This window comes from Anaeromyxobacter sp. Red801 (genome assembly GCF_049201065.2).
Lineage (GTDB): Bacteria > Myxococcota > Myxococcia > Myxococcales > Anaeromyxobacteraceae > Anaeromyxobacter.
In genome coordinates this window covers 3,165,791-3,182,476 of sequence record NZ_CM181236.1, presented here as the reverse complement: position 1 = coordinate 3,182,476, position 16,686 = coordinate 3,165,791, and the positions used below count along the sequence as shown (strand labels likewise).

Annotated in this window: 16 protein-coding genes; 12 read left to right on the top strand and 4 right to left on the bottom strand. The window is 73.9% G+C overall.

Going from position 1 to position 16,686, the window contains the following annotated elements:
* Nucleotides 1–303: an MTH1187 family thiamine-binding protein gene (locus ACOQFB_RS14675; RefSeq protein ID WP_011421604.1), complete on the bottom strand. Its 303-nt coding sequence runs from the start codon at nt 301–303 to the stop codon at nt 1–3.
* A 21-nt stretch (nt 304–324) separates the two neighbouring features.
* Nucleotides 325–1,437, bottom strand: coding sequence for a double zinc ribbon and FHA domain-containing protein (locus ACOQFB_RS14670; protein ID WP_421609735.1), 1,113 nt, complete (start codon nt 1,435–1,437; stop codon nt 325–327).
* Between the two features lie 228 nt (nt 1,438–1,665).
* Here ACOQFB_RS14670 and ACOQFB_RS14665 point away from each other — a divergent pair, with 228 nt between their 5' ends.
* Together ACOQFB_RS14665 and ACOQFB_RS14660 are read left to right on the top strand one after the other, a co-directional pair.
* The gene (locus tag ACOQFB_RS14665) at nt 1,666–3,906 is read left to right on the top strand and encodes a RelA/SpoT family protein (protein WP_082100259.1); all 2,241 of its coding nucleotides are present in this window, start codon (nt 1,666–1,668) and stop codon (nt 3,904–3,906) included.
* A gap of 63 nt (nt 3,907–3,969) precedes the next feature.
* Complete coding sequence (locus ACOQFB_RS14660; protein WP_421609734.1) at nt 3,970–4,356, top strand: RidA family protein; 387 nt, start codon at nt 3,970–3,972, stop codon at nt 4,354–4,356.
* A 16-nt stretch (nt 4,357–4,372) separates the two neighbouring features.
* On the opposite strand, the gene ACOQFB_RS14655 is transcribed toward ACOQFB_RS14660, so the two are convergent.
* A complete protein-coding gene (locus ACOQFB_RS14655) occupies nt 4,373–5,617 on the bottom strand; it encodes a KamA family radical SAM protein (RefSeq protein WP_059438200.1) in 1,245 nt (414 codons plus the stop codon).
* A 245-nt stretch (nt 5,618–5,862) separates the two neighbouring features.
* Between ACOQFB_RS14655 and ACOQFB_RS14650 the strand changes: the two genes are divergently transcribed.
* The 10 genes from ACOQFB_RS14650 (at nt 5,863) to ACOQFB_RS14605 (ending at nt 15,843) form a co-directional block, all read left to right on the top strand.
* Nucleotides 5,863–7,071: a KamA family radical SAM protein gene (locus tag ACOQFB_RS14650; protein WP_421609733.1), complete on the top strand. Its 1,209-nt coding sequence runs from the start codon at nt 5,863–5,865 to the stop codon at nt 7,069–7,071.
* 7 nt (nt 7,072–7,078) lie between these two features.
* A complete protein-coding gene (locus ACOQFB_RS14645) occupies nt 7,079–7,723 on the top strand; it encodes a VTT domain-containing protein (RefSeq protein WP_494492263.1) in 645 nt (214 codons plus the stop codon).
* Between the two features lie 7 nt (nt 7,724–7,730).
* Nucleotides 7,731–8,606, top strand: coding sequence for a SpoIID/LytB domain-containing protein (locus ACOQFB_RS14640; protein ID WP_059438203.1), 876 nt, complete (start codon nt 7,731–7,733; stop codon nt 8,604–8,606).
* A gap of 6 nt (nt 8,607–8,612) precedes the next feature.
* On the top strand, nt 8,613–9,647 hold the full coding sequence (gene queA / locus ACOQFB_RS14635; RefSeq protein ID WP_421609732.1) for a tRNA preQ1(34) S-adenosylmethionine ribosyltransferase-isomerase QueA: 1,035 nt from the start codon (nt 8,613–8,615) through the stop codon (nt 9,645–9,647).
* A gap of 72 nt (nt 9,648–9,719) precedes the next feature.
* Nucleotides 9,720–10,340, top strand: a complete 621-nt coding sequence (locus ACOQFB_RS14630) for a PilZ domain-containing protein (RefSeq protein ID WP_059438205.1) — start codon at nt 9,720–9,722, stop codon at nt 10,338–10,340.
* Nucleotides 10,341–10,371: 31 nt separating this feature from the next.
* Nucleotides 10,372–11,535, top strand: coding sequence for a tRNA guanosine(34) transglycosylase Tgt (gene tgt, locus ACOQFB_RS14625; RefSeq protein WP_059438206.1), 1,164 nt, complete (start codon nt 10,372–10,374; stop codon nt 11,533–11,535).
* Between the two features lie 140 nt (nt 11,536–11,675).
* Complete coding sequence (yajC, locus tag ACOQFB_RS14620) at nt 11,676–12,023, top strand: preprotein translocase subunit YajC (protein ID WP_059438207.1); 348 nt, start codon at nt 11,676–11,678, stop codon at nt 12,021–12,023.
* Nucleotides 12,024–13,865: a protein translocase subunit SecD gene (secD, locus tag ACOQFB_RS14615; protein WP_059438208.1), complete on the top strand. Its 1,842-nt coding sequence runs from the start codon at nt 12,024–12,026 to the stop codon at nt 13,863–13,865. It begins immediately after the preceding gene.
* Complete coding sequence (gene secF, locus ACOQFB_RS14610; RefSeq protein ID WP_059438209.1) at nt 13,865–15,073, top strand: protein translocase subunit SecF; 1,209 nt, start codon at nt 13,865–13,867, stop codon at nt 15,071–15,073. Before secD ends, secF begins: the two co-directional genes overlap by 1 nt.
* 398 nt (nt 15,074–15,471) lie before the next feature.
* On the top strand, nt 15,472–15,843 hold the full coding sequence (locus tag ACOQFB_RS14605; RefSeq protein ID WP_237757977.1) for a response regulator: 372 nt from the start codon (nt 15,472–15,474) through the stop codon (nt 15,841–15,843).
* A 64-nt stretch (nt 15,844–15,907) separates the two neighbouring features.
* Here ACOQFB_RS14605 and ACOQFB_RS14600 read toward each other — a convergent pair whose 3' ends face one another.
* Nucleotides 15,908–16,573: a hypothetical protein gene (locus ACOQFB_RS14600; RefSeq protein WP_421609731.1), complete on the bottom strand. Its 666-nt coding sequence runs from the start codon at nt 16,571–16,573 to the stop codon at nt 15,908–15,910.
* Between the last annotated feature and the right edge of the window lie 113 nt (nt 16,574–16,686).

Below are 16,686 nucleotides of genomic sequence, written 5' to 3'. Positions count from 1 at the left end.
CTACTTCAGCTTCTCCTCCACCGACCGCACCTTCCCCGCGATGCTGTGCTCCGGCCGGTCCCGCCGGTCGTCGATCTTGATGGAGGTCGAGACCCGGACGGCGCCCTCGGTGAACGGGTGCTCGTGCATCCGCCGCACGACCGCCAGGATCTCGTCGAGGTCGCCCTCGATGATCGTCCCCATGGCGGTGAGCTGGCTGGTGAGCCGGGTGCCGCGGAGGATCCGCTCCACCCCGGCCACGTAGCGCGACACGCTCGGCGTCCCGGTGCCGAGCGGGGTGATCGAGACGAACACGACGGCCATGGCTCGCTCCTCCTCGTCGGCTCAGGGATCCGCGACCGCGCTCACGCGCAGCACCGTCCGGCCCAGCCGCACCGCGTCGCCCTCGCGCAGCTCGCGCTCGCCGTGCGGCGGGACGCGCGCGAACGTCCCGGTGGCGGAGCCGAGATCCCTCAGCCGGGCGGTCCCGTCCGCCTCGATGCGCAGCTCGGCGTGCGCCGGCGCGATGCTCGGGTCGTCGCCCAGCGACACCGCCGCGCCGGCCCGTCCCACGGTGATCGACGGCCCGCTGCGCACCCAGGTGCGCCCGGGCGCGCCGCCCTCCAGCAGCTCCTCCACCGCCACCGCCGGCGGCGCCGGGCGCGGGGAGCCGATGCGCCGGGTGCCGTCGGCCGAGGGCAGCGGCGGGGGCGGGAGCGGCCCGGCGTAGCGGAGCAGGCGGCCGCCCACCGCGAACGGATCGCCGGGGCGGAGCGAGGCGGGGTGGCCGCGCAGCCGCACCAGCACACCGCCGGGCGCGCCCTCGTCGCGGACCAGCAGCGCGCCGTCGCGGAACAGGAACGTGGCGTGGCGGTCGCCGATCGACGGGTCGTCGGCGAGGCGGAGCGCGCCCTCGCTGCGGCCTGCCACGGTGGACGGCCGCGCCAGCCGGAACGGCGCGCGCGCCGGCCCGGGGCCGGGCTCGGGCACCAGCTCCACGCGGCCCGGCGCGAGCGGGGGCGCCGCGGGGGCCGGGGCGGCGGCGGCGGCGGGGGCCGGCGCGGGGCGCGGGTCGGGCCGGAGCGCACGGATGGCGGAGGCGGGGATGAAGCGGGTGGCGGCCGCGCCGGCGCGCCCGATGGCGTGCACGATGGGTGAACCAGGCGCCGGCGGCGCGGGAGCGGGCGCGGGCGCAGGGGACGCGGCGGCCGGCGGCGCGCGGGCCGGGGCAGGGGCCGGCGCCGGCGTCGGCTTCGGGGCGCCGGGCGGCGGCTCGCCGGCGCCGAGCGGCTTGCCGCAGGCGGAGCAGGCCCGGGCGCCCGGCTCGTTGTACGCGTCGCAGGCGCGGCAGACCACGCCCAGGATGCCGGTGAGCCGGCCGAACTCGAGCTCGCGGCCGCACGCCGGGCACCGGTCCATGGTGGCGTCGAGCGCCGCGCCGCAGCCTTCGCAGGTCATCCCGTCGTCTCCCTGGCCCGGCGGGACGTTACCCCGTGCCGCCGGGGTTCCTCAACGTCCGGTGCAGGCCGGGCCGGTGGGGGTCGCGCGCGCTCCCGGCCCCTCCGCGCGGCCGGACGGCCCGACGGGCGCCCCCCGCCCTTTCGCCGGGGCCGTCCGACCCGTCCCGGCGCCTGCCGCGCCCCCGGGTCATGGCACGGGCTGGCGCGCCGCGTTACGGGATCTGAGATGATGGGCAGGCCCACAAGCTTGCCGCACTCGGACGCGACCCGTTACGCTGGCCCTTCGACCTTGCTCAGGCTCAACGACATCCTCGACCGGGTATCCGGCTACCACCCCGATCCCGATCTCGACCTGATCAAGAAGGCCTACGTCTACAGCGCCAAGGTGCACCAGGGCCAGATCCGCAAGTCGGGCGAGCCGTACCTGGTCCACCCGCTGGAGGTCGCTGGCATCCTCGCCGAGCTGAAGCTGGACGAGTCGTCGGTGGTGACCGGGCTGCTGCACGACACCATCGAGGACACCCTCGCCACCAAGAAGGAGATCTCCGAGCTGTTCGGCCTGGAGATCGCCGAGCTGGTGGACGGGGTCACCAAGCTCTCGCAGTTCACCGCCGCCAACACCCAGGAGGAGAAGCAGGCGGAGAACTTCCGCAAGATGGTGGTGGCGATGGCGAAGGACATCCGCGTGCTGCTGGTGAAGCTCGCGGACCGCACCCACAACATGCGAACGCTCGACGCGATGAAGCCCGAGTCGCAGGAGCGCATCGCCCGCGAGACGCTCGACATCTACGCGCCGCTCGCGAACCGGCTCGGGATCCAGTGGATCAAGACCGAGCTGGAGGAGCTGTCGTTCAAGTACCTGCGCCCGGCCGACTACTCGGAGCTGAACGAGAAGGTCTCGGTGCGCGCCCGCGAGAAGGAGCGCTTCGTCGCCGAGGTGGTGGAGATCATCCGGCGCCGGCTGGCCGAGGCCGGCATGAAGGCCGACGTCTCGGGGCGCGTGAAGCACGTCTACTCGATCTACCGGAAGATGCGGCAGCTCGACGTGGACTTCGAGCAGATCCAGGACGTCGTCGGGTTCCGCGTCATCGTGGACACGGTGGCCGAGTGCTACGAGTCGCTCGGGTTCGTGCACGCGCTCTGGAAGCCGGTGCCCGGCCGCTTCAAGGACTACATCGCCATCCCGAAGCCCAACCTGTACCAGTCGCTCCACACCACCGTGGTGGGCCCGGCCGGCGAGCGCATCGAGGTGCAGATCCGCACCCGCGAGATGCACCGCATCGCCGAGGAGGGCGTGGCGGCGCACTGGGCCTACAAGGAGAAGGGGCGCGACGGGAAGGGCGCAGAGCTGTCGCGCAAGGACGCGGAGTCCTTCGGCTGGCTGCGCCAGCTGGTGGAGTTCCAGCGCGACCTCGCCGACCCGCGCGAGTTCCTGGAGACGGTCAAGGTCGACCTGTTCTCCGACGAGGTGTTCGTCTTCACGCCGAAGGGCGCGGTGAAGAGCCTGCCGCGCGGCGCCACGCCGGTGGACTTCGCCTACACGATCCACTCGGAGATCGGCGAGCACTGCGTCGGCGCCAAGGTGAACGGCAAGCTCGTCCCGCTCCGCTACAAGCTCAAGAACGGCGACACCATCGAGATCCTCACCAGCCCGAACGCGCACCCGTCGAAGGACTGGCTCACCTTCGTCAAGACCAGCCGCGCCCAGGCCCGCATCCGCCAGTTCATCCGCCAGGCCGAGCACCGGCGCTCGGTGGAGATCGGCCGCGACATCGCCGAGCGGGAGCTGCGCCGCTTCGGCGTCACGCTGAACAAGCTGCAGAAGGGCGGCGAGCTGGAGAAGGCGGCGCAGGCGCTCGGGTACCGCCAGGCGGACGACGTGCTCGCCGCGGTCGGCTACGGCAAGGTGTCGCCGGGGCAGCTCCTGCAGCAGGTGCTCCCGCCCGACCGGCTCGCCGAGCCGCCGCCGCCCGCCGAGGCGCCGCCCACCAGCCGCATCACCGAGCTGTTCCGGAAGATGGCGCGCCGCCCGACCGAGGGCGTCCGCATCAACGGCATCGACGACGTGCTGGTCCGCTACGGCAAGTGCTGCAACCCGGTGCCCGGCGACGCCATCGTGGGCTTCATCACCCGCGGCCGCGGCGTGACCGTGCACACCGCCTCCTGCGACAAGGTGCTGGGCATCGACCCGGAGCGGCGCGTGGACGTGGCCTGGGACGTGCGCGGCGACTTCAAGCGCCCGGTCTCGCTGCGGGTCATCACCACCGATCGCCCCGGCATCCTCGCCAAGATCTCGCAGACGTTCAGCGAGGCCGGCGTGAACATCTCGCAGGCGAGCTGCCGCACCACCCCGGGCGAGCGCGCCGTGAACGACTTCGAGGTCACCATCGGCGACCTGAAGCAGCTCAACTCCGTCATCCGCAGCATCGAGCGGATCGAGGGCGTGCAGTCGGTCCAGCGCGTGTGATCCCGGCCCGCGGCCCCGGCCGGCGCGTTGCCGGGGGCGGCGGGCGCGGGTAGGGTGCCGCGCATGAAGACCCCCATCGCGACGGACGGCGCCCCGAAGGCCATCGGCCCGTACAGCCAGGGCGTCGAGGCGCGCGGCGCCCGCACGCTCTACCTCTCCGGCCAGGTCCCGCTCGATCCGGCCACCGGCGAGCTGTTCTCCGGCACCATCGAGGAGGAGACGGCGCGCGCGCTCCGGAACCTGCGCGCGGTGCTGGCCGCCGCGGGCGCCGGGCCGGAGCACGTGGTGAAGACCACCGTGTTCCTCACCGACCTCGCGGACTTCGCGCGGATGAACGCGGAGTACGCAAAGCACTTCCCGGCGCCGGCGCCGGCCCGCTCCACCGTGCAGGTGGCCGGGCTCCCCCGCGGCGCCCGCGTGGAGATCGACGCGATCGCCGTCGTGGACTGAGGTGAGGCCGCGCCGGCTACGGCTCGACGTACTCGAACTGCTTGCCGGCGAAGTTGCGGAGCACCCAGCGCTTCCCCTCGTGGGAGACCACGTACTCGGGGTTGACCGGGATCTTCCCGCCGCCGTTCGGCGCGTCCACCACGAACTGCGGGACCGCGAGGCCCGAGGTGTGGCCGCGGAGCGCCTCGATGATGCGGATGCCGGCCTCGACCGGCGTGCGGAAGTGGCTGATGCCGCGCGCCAGGTCGCACTGGTAGATGTAGTAGGGCCGGATCCGCATGAGCAGGAGCTTGTGGTTCAGCTCCTTCACCACCGCGGGATCGTCGTTCACGCCCTTCAGCAGCACCATCTGGTTGCCGATGACGCAGCCGGCGTCGGCGAGGCGGCGGGCGGCCTCGAACGCCTCGGCCGTGCACTCCTTCGGATGGTTGAAGTGCGTGTTCACGAAGACCGGGTGGTGCCGGCGGAGCATGTAGACGAAGTCGTCGGTCACGCGCTGCGGCAGCGTGACCAGGTTGCGCGTCCCCAGCCGGAAGATCTCGACGTGCGGGATGGCGCGGAGCCGGCCGAGGATGTAGTCGAGCCGCTCGTCGGAGAGCGAGAGCGGGTCGCCGCCGGAGATCACCACGTCGCGGATCTCGGTGTGCTGCGCGATGTACGCGAGCGACTCCTCGATCTGCCGCTTGGCCGCGGCGCTGGTCGGGTCGGAGACCTTCCGCTTGCGCGTGCAGTGACGGCAGTACACCGGGCAGTTGTGCGTCGTGTAGAACAGCACGCGGTCCGGGTAGCGGTGCGTGATGCCCGGCACCGGCATGTCCCGCTCCTCCGCGAGCGGGTCCTCGAGGTCGGAGGCGAGGATGTTGAGCTCGCCCATCGTCGGCACCGACTGGAGGCGGATGGGGCAGGTCGGGTCCTCGGGGTCCATCAGCGCCGCGTAGTACGGCGTGATGCCCATGTGGAACTCGGCCTCGGTCTTCACCGCCGCCTCGCGCTCCTCGGGCGTGACGCGCAGGACGCGCTCGAGCTGGTCGAGCCGGATGACGCGCTCGCGCTGCTGCCAGTGCCAGTCGTTCCAGAGCGCGTCGGGCACGTCGGCCCAGATCGAGCGCGGGCCCGGCTTGAACCGGGACAGCACGTTCGCCACCGGACGGGGCGCGTCCTCACGCCGCACCGGGGCCTTCGCCTCCCCGTTCGTCCGGCCGCCGCCGGCCAGCTCCTCGGTCACCCCGCCGACGTCGCCCATCACCGGAAGATTCGCCATGTCGTGCTCGCTCCAGGAGGCCCGGTCCGGCGGCCCGTTTGCCCGCATTGATTAACAGAGAGGGCCGCCATTGACATCTGCGACCGGGCCCCCGTGGTGTAGCCGAAAGGGGAGCCCTCGCCTGGAGGGCAGGCGTGGAACCCTGCCGGGCCGCTGGAGGTTTGACTCGGCTGCCTGCTGCCGTTACCTTCCGCGCCTCGCGTGCGCTCCCCCCCCGGTCTCCTGAGGCCTGCGCCGCACCCGCGATGACCTGGCGAGAGCTCTTCCCCGGCACCACCGAGGCCGAGTGGCGCGACTGGCGCTGGCAGCAGCGCCATGCGCTCGCCACGGCGGCCGACTTCGAGCGGCTGTTCCCGCTCACCCAGGCCGAGCGCCGCGGCTTCGCGCTCGCGGCCGGCCACACCCGCGTGGCGGCGACGCCCTACTACGCCTCGCTCATCGACCGCGACCACCCGGCCTGCCCGATCCGCCTTCAGGTCATGCCGTCGGCGGCCGAGGCGGTGCCCGCGCCGGGCGACCTCGACGATCCCATCGGCGAGGAGCCGCACCGGCCGGTGCGCGCGATCGTCCACAAGTACCCCGACCGCGCGCTGTTCCTGGCGGTGGACCGCTGCGCGGTCTACTGCCGCCACTGCACCCGCCGGCGCATCACCTTCAGCGACGACGAGGGCGGCTTCGACCGCGCCGCGGTGGAGGAGGGGATCGCCTGGGTGCGGGCGCACCGCGAGGTGCGCGACGTCATCGTCTCCGGCGGCGACCCGCTCTCGCTCTCCGACCAGAAGCTCGACGGGATCCTGGCCGGCCTGCGGGCCATCCCGCACGTGCAGGTGCTCCGCGTCGCGACGCGCGCGCCGGTCACGAACCCGATGCGCGTCACCGAGGCGCTCGCGGCGGCGCTGCGCCGCCACGCGCCGCTGTTCGTGGTCACGCACTTCAACCATCCGAAGGAGTGCACGCCCGAGGCGCGCGAGGCCTGCGAGCGGCTGGTGGACCACGGCGTGCCGGTCGAGAACCAGTCGGTGCTGCTGCGCGGCCTGAACTCCTCGGCGCGCATCCTCACCGACCTGAACGAGCGCCTGCTCACCTTCCGCGTCCGCCCCTACTACCTGCACCAGGGCGACCTCGCCGCGGGCACCGGCCACCTGCGCACGCCGCTCGCGGCGGGCGTGGCGATCCTCGAGGCGATGCGCGGGCGCACCAGCGGGCTCGCCATCCCGCACCTCGCGGTGGACCTCCCGGGCGGCGGCGGCAAGGTCACGCTGCAGCCGGACTACCTGGCGGGGGAAGGCGCGCCGGGCGCGCGGGGCCAGTGGCTCCGCAACGGGCGCGGCGAGCGCTACTTCTATCCGGAGCCGCCGGAGCAGGATTGCACCTGCCCCTACGAGGCGGTCTACTACCCCGCCGAAGGGGCCGCGCGCGGCGGCCCGGCGGGCGGGGACGGCGAGGGCGAATGATCTCCAGGTGATCGAGGCGCTGGCGGTGTTCACCACGTCGGTGATCTCGTCGATGGGCTACGGCGGCATCGTGCTGCTGATGGCCATCGAGAGCGCGTGCATCCCGCTGCCGTCCGAGATCATCATGCCGTTCGCCGGGTACCTCGTGTACCGGGGCGAGATGACGCTGCACGGCGCGGCGCTGGCCGGCGCCATCGGCTGCGTGGTCGGCTCGATCCCGGCCTACTACCTGGGCCAGTTCGGCGGGCGGCCGCTCATCGAGAAGTACGGGCGCTACGTGCTCCTCTCGCACAAGGAGCTCGACCTCGCCGACCGGCTGTTCCAGCGCTGGGGCCAGTGGGTGGTGTTCGCGGGCCGGCTGCTCCCGGTGATCCGCACGTTCATCGCGTTCCCCGCCGGCGTGTCGCGCATGCCGATGGGCAAGTTCATCGCCTACACGTTCGTCGGCTCGTACCCGTGGTGCTACGCGCTGGCGTGGGTGGGCGAGTGGGCCGGCGAGGCCTGGCACACCGATCCGCGGGTGAAGGCCGTCTACCACCGCTTCGAGCTGGCCATCGTCGTCGCGGGCGTGCTCGCGGTGGGCTGGTTCGTCTGGCACAAGGTGAAGGAGGCGCGCCGCGCCCGGGTGCCGGCCGCCGCCGACGAGGGCTGAGCCCGCCTTGCGCCGCCCGCTCGCCACCGCCGCGGCGCTGGCCGCCGCGCTCGCCGCGGCCGCCGCGCCCGCGCGCGCCGAGGAGCTGATCCGCGTGCAGGTCCGGGCGCAGCCGGAGGAGATCCAGGAGCTCCGGCTCGAGGACTACGTGGCCGGCGTGGTGGCGGGCGAGATGCCGGGGAGCTTCCCGCCCGAGGCGCTCAAGGCGCAGGCGGTCGCCGCGCGCAGCTACGCGCTCACGCGCAAGGTGGAGGCGCAGGCGGCGAACCGGCGCTGGGACATCGCGAGCGGCGTCATCGCGCAGGTGTTCGCGGCCGGGCGCGCCAGCCCGCAGGCGCGCGCGGCGGTGGACGCGACGCACGGCGAGGTGCTGGTGCAGGGGATGGAGCCGGTGGAGGCGTACTTCCACGCGGCCTGCGGCGGGCGCACCGAGGCCGGCATGCCGGCGCTGGGCCGCGACCTCCCGTACCTCGCCTCGGTCGAGTGCGGGCGCTGCGATCGCGCGCCGCGGGTGCGCTGGTCGCTGGAGGTGGGCGCGGCGGAGCTGGGGCGGCTCGCCGGGCTGGGCGGGGCGGCCACCGGGGCGCGGGTGGTGGCGCGCACCGCGAGCGGCCGCGCCGAGAAGGTGGAGGTGGCCGGGCGCGGGCGGCGGGTCACGCTGGCCGCCACCGATCTCCGGCAGCGGCTCGGCTGGGCGCGGCTGCCCTCGCTCGCGTTCGACGTCCGCGAGGTGCGCCGCGGGTTCGCGTTCGACGGGCGCGGCCAGGGCCACGGCGCCGGGCTGTGCCAGTGGGGCGCGGCGGGGATGGCGCGCGAGGGGAAGGACTACCGCGAGATCCTCCGCCACTACTACCCGGGCACCGACGTCCTGCGGATGTACTGACCGACCGTGCGCCTCTCCGACTTCGACTTCGCCCTGCCCGAGGGGCTGGTGGCCCAGGCGCCGGTCACGCCGCGCGACGCCTCGCGCCTCCTGGTGCTCGCGCCGGAGGGCGCGCCCGCGCACCGCGGCTTCGCGGACCTGCCGGAGCTGCTCGCGCCGGGCGACCTGCTCGTCTTCAACGACACGCGCGTCATCCCGGCGCGGCTGCTCGGCCACAAGGCGTCGGGCGGCAAGGTGGAGCTGCTCCTGTGCGAGCCGCTGGAGGGCGGGCTGGGCCGGCGCTGGCGGGCCATGGGGCAGGCGTCGAAGCCCATCCGCGAGGGCGCGGTGCTCACCTTCGACGGCCTCGAGGCGCGCGTGGACGCCGCGGAGGGCGAGGGGTTCTACCAGGTCACCCTGGACCGCCAGGGCGCCGAGCTGGAGGCGGCGCTGGGCCGCGCCGGGCGCATCCCGCTGCCGCCGTACATCCGCCGCGCCCCGGACGCCGAGGACGCGGCGCGCTACCAGACCATCTGGGCGCGGGCCCCCGGCTCCGCCGCCGCGCCCACCGCCGGGCTGCACTTCACCGAGCCGCTGCTGGCGCGGCTGGCCGCGCGCGGCGTCCGGCGGACCGCCGTGACGCTGCACGTCGGCCCCGGGACGTTCCTGCCCATCCGCGGGGACGACCTCGACGCGCACCGCATGCACGGCGAGCGCTACGAGGTGTCCCCGGCCGCCGCGGCCGAGCTCGCCGCGGCCGGCGCGCGCGGCGGGCGGATCGTGGCGGTGGGCACCACCTCGGTGCGCACGCTGGAGAGCGCCTGGCGCGACGGCGCCGTCGCCGCCGGCCCCGGCCGCACCGAGCTGTTCATCCGCCCCGGCCACCCGTTCCGCGCGGTGGACGCGATGGTCACGAACTTCCACCTCCCCCGTTCCACGCTGCTGGTGCTGGTCTGCGCGTTCGGCGGCCAGGGCCGCGTGCTGGCCGCCTACCGCGAGGCGGTCGCGCGCGGCTACCGGTTCTTCAGCTACGGGGACGCGATGCTCCTGCTCCGCCGCTGAGCCCGCGCGTCCCGTCCGGCGCGCCGTGAGGTGCGCGGGTGTGTGCTATACGGGCGGCGAGGAGCGGGGGGCGTGCACAGCGTCTCGGTCAACGTGGAGCCGGGGCAATACCTGGCCGGCTGGCGGCCGGAGGCGGGGCAGCTGTTCGTGCCGGCGCTCTCCGACTCGCGCGTGGGCGATCGCGTGGCGGTGCGGGTCGGGATCTACGGCCAGGCCATCCGGGCCACCCTCTACGGGAAGGTCGCCATGGTCCGGCGGATGGGGCGGCCGGCGCTGCCGCCCGGCGTGGACCTCGCGCTCGACCGCGCCTCGCTGCCCGCCGCCGGGTTCCTCGCCACCGCCGCCCGCGGCGAGCCGGTCACGTTCCAGGAGCGGGCGCCGCGCTTCCCCTGCGACCTGCCGCTGCGGGTCGAGCACGGCGGCGGCGCCTTCGACACGAGCGCGCTCAACGTCTCGGACGGCGGCTGCGCGGTGCGCTGGCCCGGGCAGCTCCCGCTGGTCGGCGATCTCGTCATGCTGCGGCTCGGCCGCGGGGTGTTCGCGCCCGCGGCGCGCGCGGTGGTGTGCTGGAACCAGCCGGGCGGCGCGGTGGAGCGGACCGCCGGGCTGCGGCTCGTGCTGGAGGGGCGGGCGGGCCGGGCCTGGCGCGGCGTGGTGGCCGGGGTGGCGCGCGTGGGCCGGCGCCCGGCTTGACAGGCCCGCCGGCCCGGGCGACACCGGCCCGGTGATCCGCTTCCAGCTCCTCGCCGAGGACGGCGCCGCCCGCCGCGGCCGGCTCGAGACCGCGCACGGCACCATCGAGACGCCGGTGTTCATGCCGGTGGGCACCGCCGCCACGGTGAAGACGCTCGAGCCGCGCGACCTCCAGGCGCTGGGCGCCGGGATCGTGCTCGCGAACACCTACCACCTGTACCTGCGCCCGGGGCACGAGCGCGTGCAGCGGCTCGGCCGGCTGCACCGGTTCATGTCCTGGCCCGGCGCGGTGCTCACCGACTCGGGCGGCTTCCAGGTGTTCAGCCTGGGCGAGAAGGGCGCCGGCCGCGAGCGCGGCGGGCCGGGCCTGGTCGAGATCGCGGAGGAGGGCGTCACCTTCCGCAGCCACCTCGACGGCTCGCGCCACTTCCTCTCCCCGGAGAAGGCCATCGAGGTCCAGGAGGCGCTCGGCGCCGACGTGATCATGGCCTTCGACGAGTGCCCGCCGGCGCTCGCCGACCGCGCCTACCACGAGCTGTCGCTGGCGCGCACGCAGCGGTGGCTGGTGCGGTGCCGCGACGCCTGGCGCGCCATCGAGGCGCGCGAGGGGCCGCGGTGCGCGCTGTTCGGCATCGCGCAGGGCGGGCTGCACGGGGACCTGCGGGCGCGGGCCATCGAGGAGGCGGCCGCGCTCGACCTGCCCGGCTACGCGCTGGGCGGCTACGCGGTGGGCGAGACGCCGGCGGAGATGTGGGACGGCGTGGCGCGGGACGCGCCGCGGCTGCCGCGCGAGAAGCCGCGCTACCTCATGGGCGTGGGCACGCCGGAGGACCTGCTGGCCGGCATCGCCGCCGGCGTGGACATGTTCGACTGCGTGCTCCCCACCCGCACCGCGCGGAACGGCCTGCTGTTCACGAGCCGCGGCAAGGTGGTGATCCGCAACGCGCGCTACGCCGACGACGAGCGGCCGGCCGATCCGGAGTGCGGGTGCTACGCCTGCCGGACGTTCACCCGCGCCTACCTGCGCCACCTGTTCAAGGCCGGCGAGATCCTGGCGCTGCGCGCGAACACCCTGCACAACCTGCACTTCTACCTGTCGCTCATGGCGGACGCCCGGCGCGCCGTCGAGGAGGGCCGGTTCGCGGCGTTCCGCGCCGAGCGGCTGTCCGCCTGGCGCGCGGCGGGCGACGGCTGACGGGGCCCGCCGGCCGGGTGCGCGCGGCCGCGCACGCCCGGGCGTCCCGGCGGGGAACAAAGGGGTTGCGGCCGTCGTCGAAATCACGCTAGAACACAGCGCTTTTTCTCACCGAGCGGATCGAGCTCCGGAGCACATCCATGCATCCCGTCCTGCACGCCTTCCTGTCGCAGACCGCCGACGGTCAGGCGCCGAACCCCGTCGTCCAGTTCCTGCCCTTCATCGCCATCGCGGTGGTCTTCTACTTCGTCTTCTTCCGCCCGCAGGCGAAGCAGGCGAAGGCGCACCAGGCGTTCGTGGCCGCGCTGAAGAAGGGGGACGAGGTGGTGACGCAGAGCGGGATCATCGGCACGGTCGTGCTGGTGGAGGACCGCACGGTGACCATCGACGTCGGCGCGGGGACCAAGCTCCGCGTGCTCAAGGGCCAGGTCGCCGGTCAGTGGAAGCAGGTGGAGGCCCAGCCGGCCAAGGCGGAGGGGAAGAAGTAGATGGAACGCTCCTGGTACTGGCGCGTCGCGCTCGTCGTCGCGGTCGCGATCCTGTCGATCTACCAGCTCGTCCCGAGCTGGTTCTACTTCAAGCTCCCGCCCGACCAGCGGAACACCGAGGCGTACGACACCTCGGTGCCGGGCTGGGCGCCGGACGCGAAGCACCACCTCAACCTCGGCCTGGACCTCCAGGGCGGCATCCTGCTCTCCATGGGCGTGGACGTCGACCGCGCGGTGAAGACCAAGGTCGCCCGCCGCGCCGACGAGATCGGCGAGTTCCTGAAGGGCAAGAACGTCGCGTTCACCGGCACGCAGGTGGTCGGCGGCGGCGCGCAGGTCGAGGTGACCGCCGCGAACCCGGGCGAGGTGAAGGACGCCGTGCTCGGCTCGACCGGCTACTCGGAGGAGATGTACTCGCCGGGTGGCGCGCCGGAGGGCGCGGTCCGCTTCGCCTTCAAGGACGCGGTGCTCCGCGACTTCCGCGAGAAGGCGGTGAAGCAGGCGGAGAAGGTCATCCGCAACCGCGTGGACAAGTGGGGCGTCACCGAGCCCGACATCAAGACCAAGGCCAACAACCAGATCCAGGTCCAGCTGCCGGGCTTCAAGGATCCGGAGAAGGCCAAGGAGCTGCTGGGCCGCACCGCGCAGCTCGAGTTCAAGATCGCCGACGACGAGAACCCGGTCCTCGACCAGGTCCGCACGCAGCTCCCGCAGTGCCAGGGCGATCGCCAGGGGCTCTCGCTGCCGCTGCCCGAGAGCGGCTGCTGGACGGTGGAGCCGGTCGAGCTGCCGAACGGCGGGTCGCGCGCGGCCACCATGGTCGCGGCCAACACCCGCACCGAGCTCGAGAAGGTCATCGAGGAGAAGCTGAACCCGCTGCTCGACCCGCAGAAGAACGTGGTGGGCATCGGCGAGGGCCAGGTCGGCCAGGGCCCCATCAAGACCACCTACTACCGGACGTACCTGCTCCGCGCGAAGACCGAGCTGACCGGCGACTACATCGCCGACGCGGCGGTGGCCATCGACCAGTCCGACACGCTGCAGCGCGGCCGCCCCGTGGTGTCCTTCAAGATGTCGCCCGAGGGCGCGCGGCTGATGGACAAGCTCACCAGCGAGAACATGCGGCGCCGCATGGCGACCGTGCTCGACGACAAGGTCGAGACCGCGCCCTACATCCAGGGCCGCATCTCCTCGAACGGCCAGATCACGCTGGGCTCGGGCCGCAACCAGCAGGACATGTTCGACGAGGCGAACGGCATCGCGCTGGTGCTGAAGGCCGGCGCGCTCCCCGCCCCGGTGACCATCACCGAGGAGCGCACCGTCGGCGCCACCCTCGGGCCGGAGCTGGTGCGCAAGGGCACGCTCGCGGCGCTGGTCGGGCTCGCGCTGGTGGTGGTGTTCATGGTCGTCTACTACCGCGGCACCGGCCTGGTGGCCGACGTGGCGCTGGCCCTGAACGGCCTGCTGGTGCTGGCGGTCATGTCGATGATCGGCACCACGCTGACGCTGCCGGGCATCGCCGGGTTCGTGCTCACGCTCGGCATGGCGGTGGACGCGAACGTGCTCATCAACGAGCGCATCCGCGAGGAGATGCGCGCCGGGCGCAACGTGCGGCAGTCGGTGCAGCTCGGCTACGACCGCGTGTTCTGGACCATCGTGGACTCGCACGTGACCACGCTGGTCGCCGGCGTGGTGCTGTTCCAGTACGGGTCGGGGCCGATCCGCGGCTTCGCGGTGACGCTGATCATCGGCCTGGTCGCCTCGATGTTCACGTCCATCGTGGTGACCCGGGTGATCATGGAGTACTTCACGCGCCACGACACGGCGCGCCTGAGCGTCTGATGCAATTCAAGACCTTCGACATCATCCCCCACGACACGAAGTTCGACTTCGTGGGCAAGCGCCACATCGCCGTGGCGCTCTCGCTGGTCGTGAACCTGGCGATCATCCTGTGGTCGCTCCCGTTCGTCCACGGCCTGAACATGGGCGTGGACTTCGCGGGCGGCACCGAGATGGAGGTCCAGTTCGGCAAGGCCGTCGATCCCGCCGACATCCGCAAGACGGTCGAGGACCTGGGCTTCAAGGGCGCCTCGGTCCAGACCTACGGCGCCGAGGCCGAGCACACCTTCCTCATCCGCGTCGAGCGCATCTCGCTGCTCACCGAGGCGGACGTGGCCCGGGTGGCCGACGCGGTGAAGACGAAGCTGCCGGTGGCGGGCTTCGCCTTCAACCCCGAGTTCGGCGACAAGATCGACTTCCAGTTCTCGGGCGCGGTGGACGCCGCCGCGGTCCGGGCGGCGGTCGAGGCGGCCGGCGTGAAGGTGCGCGACGTCCGCGAGGAGCAGGGGCTCACCGCCGGCACGCGCTCCTACGCGGTCATCACCCAGGGCATCCAGGAGAACGTCCAGGCGGGCCTGAAGGACCACCTGGGCGACGCGCAGCCGAACGTGCGCCGCGTCGAGTACGTGGGCCCGGCCGCCGGCCGCGAGCTCCAGGCGCAGGGCCTGAAGGCCATCCTCTACGCCATCGGCCTCATCGTGGTGTACATCGGCCTGCGGTTCGACTTCCGCTTCAGCCCGGGCGTGGTCATCGCGATGCTGCACGACGCGATCATGACCATGGGCTACTTCACCATCACCGGCCGCGAGTTCAACCTGACCTCGATCGCGGTGATCCTGACGGTGGTCGGCTACTCGGTGAACGACACGGTCGTCATCTACGACCGCATCCGCGAGAACCAGGCCAAGCTGCGCGGCCGGAGCCTCTCGGACATCGTGAACCTCTCCATCAACGAGGTGCTGGGCCGCACCTTCCTCACCTCGTTCGCGACGGCGCTCTCGCTCATCGGCCTGCTCGTCTACGGCGTCGGGACCATCTTCGACTTCTCGATGGCGATGCTGTTCGGCATCGTGTCCGGCACCTACTCCACCTGGTTCATCGCCGCCCCGATGACCATCTGGCTGGAGGAGCGCGCCGAGAAGAAGCGGGCGAAGGCGAAGGGCGCGGCCGGCTCGGCCGCGGCCCAGCCGCAGGCGCGGACCGCGAAGTAGCGCGGCGCCCGGCTGGCCGGCTGCTCTGGTTCGGGAGGGCCCCTCGCGCATGCGAGGGGCCTTCGTCGTTCCGGGGGCCCGCGGTCACGCTCCGCACGTCCGCGGCGACGCGCCGATCGTGTCCGCGCCGCGCCGCGCCGCGCCGCGGCGCGCTCGCGGTCGGGGCCGAGGCATGGCCCCCGTTGGCGGGAGCCGCGCGACGCGCGCGCCCGCGGAACGCCGGCGCCGCGGCCGCGGGCCGCACACCCTCAGTGAAGCGGGCGACGGGACGCAGCCGGTGGGTGAACCGCCGCGCCACCGATTCCGCAATCACGAGGAGCGACCCCGCGCGGGGGGTTCGCGTATCGGCGCGGAGCGCGCATGCATGCGGCATGGGGGCGAGCGGTTCCAGGGCCGGATTGCGCATCGTCGTCATCGACGACGACGCCGATCTGCGCGAGCTGCTCGTCGAGGTGCTCCGGCGGATGGGCCACGCGGTGATCGGCCTGCCTGCGCAGGCCGGCGTGTTCCAGCTCGCCGATCTGCCGCCTGCGGACGTCTGGGTGGTGGATCACCGCCTGCCCGGGCGGCTCGGCGGCGAGGTCATCCGCGCGGTGCACGACGCGCCCAGCCGGCACCACCCCGTGCTCGTCGGCATGTCGGGCGACGAGCACGCGGAGGAGGCGTTCCGCCGGGCCGGCGCCGACGTGTTCCTCCGGAAGCCGTTCGAGCCCGCGCGCCTGGTCGCCGCGATCGAGGCCGCCCTGGCGAGGCGGCGCGCGGCCTCCTGAGCCGCGGCTGAGCCGCGGCCGCTTCCGTCCACTTTCCGTGATGGAGGCAGCCGCGGCGCCCCCGTCAGCGCTGCACGCCGCCGGCGGTGCCGGTGCCCTGCGCGCCCGTCCCCGCGGTGCCGGTCCCGGCGGCGCCGGTCGTGCCGGCGTCGCCCGTGTCGGTCCCGGTGCCGGCCGGCGGCGGGTAGGTGCCCGTGCCGGTGGTCCCGGTCGTGCCGGTCGTCCCCGCGCCGTTCGTGTCCGTGCCCGTGCCCGCCGGCGGCGGGTACGCGTCGGTGCCGCCCGTGCCCGTGCCCGTGCCCGTGCCCGGCGTTCCGGTGGTGCCGGTGCCGTCGGTGCCGGTGCCGTCGGTGCCGGTGCCGGTGGTGCCGGTGCCGGTGGTGCCGGTGCCGGTGGTGCCGGTCCCCGTCGTGTCGCTGCCGGTGCCCGTGCCGGTCGGCGGCGGATACGCGTCCGTGCCGGTGCCCGTGCCCGGCGCGCCGGTCGTGCCCGCGTCCGCCGGCGGCGGATACGTGCCGGTGCCGTCGGTGCCGGTCCCGGTCGTGCCCGTGCCCATCGTGCCGGTGCCGGTCGCGTCCGTCCCCGCGGTGCCGGTGCCGGTCCCCGCGGAGCCCGGCGTGCCGGACGTGCCGGTCCCGGTGCCGCCCGCGCCGCCGCTCTGCGCGTACGCGCCGCCCAGCACCGTCGCGGCCAGCGCGCCGGCCAGGATCCATCTCGCTGCGTGCTTCATGCGTCCTCCCGTCTCGCGCGTCTGCGCGGCGGTCCGAAACCTGGGCATGCCCTCCCGCCCGGCCCGGAGCGCGCGCCGCACCGCCTGCGGGCGCGCGAGCCCTCCGCGCGCGC

Excerpts from the sequence above, each read along its gene's own strand:
- ACOQFB_RS14665 (WP_082100259.1), top strand. The coding sequence starts at position 1,666 with ATGATGGGCAGGCCCACAAGCTTGCCGCACTCGGACGCGACCCGTTAC.
- secD (WP_059438208.1), top strand. The coding sequence starts at position 12,024 with ATGGAACGCTCCTGGTACTGGCGCGTCGCGCTCGTCGTCGCGGTCGCG.
- ACOQFB_RS14670 (WP_421609735.1), bottom strand. The coding sequence starts at position 1,437 with ATGACCTGCGAAGGCTGCGGCGCGGCGCTCGACGCCACCATGGACCGG.
- ACOQFB_RS14600 (WP_421609731.1), bottom strand. The coding sequence starts at position 16,573 with ATGAAGCACGCAGCGAGATGGATCCTGGCCGGCGCGCTGGCCGCGACG.
- yajC (WP_059438207.1), top strand. The coding sequence starts at position 11,676 with ATGCATCCCGTCCTGCACGCCTTCCTGTCGCAGACCGCCGACGGTCAG.
- ACOQFB_RS14650 (WP_421609733.1), top strand. The coding sequence starts at position 5,863 with ATGACCTGGCGAGAGCTCTTCCCCGGCACCACCGAGGCCGAGTGGCGC.
- secF (WP_059438209.1), top strand. The coding sequence starts at position 13,865 with ATGCAATTCAAGACCTTCGACATCATCCCCCACGACACGAAGTTCGAC.
- ACOQFB_RS14675 (WP_011421604.1), bottom strand. The coding sequence starts at position 303 with ATGGCCGTCGTGTTCGTCTCGATCACCCCGCTCGGCACCGGGACGCCG.
- ACOQFB_RS14655 (WP_059438200.1), bottom strand. The coding sequence starts at position 5,617 with ATGGCGAATCTTCCGGTGATGGGCGACGTCGGCGGGGTGACCGAGGAG.
- ACOQFB_RS14660 (WP_421609734.1), top strand. The coding sequence starts at position 3,970 with ATGAAGACCCCCATCGCGACGGACGGCGCCCCGAAGGCCATCGGCCCG.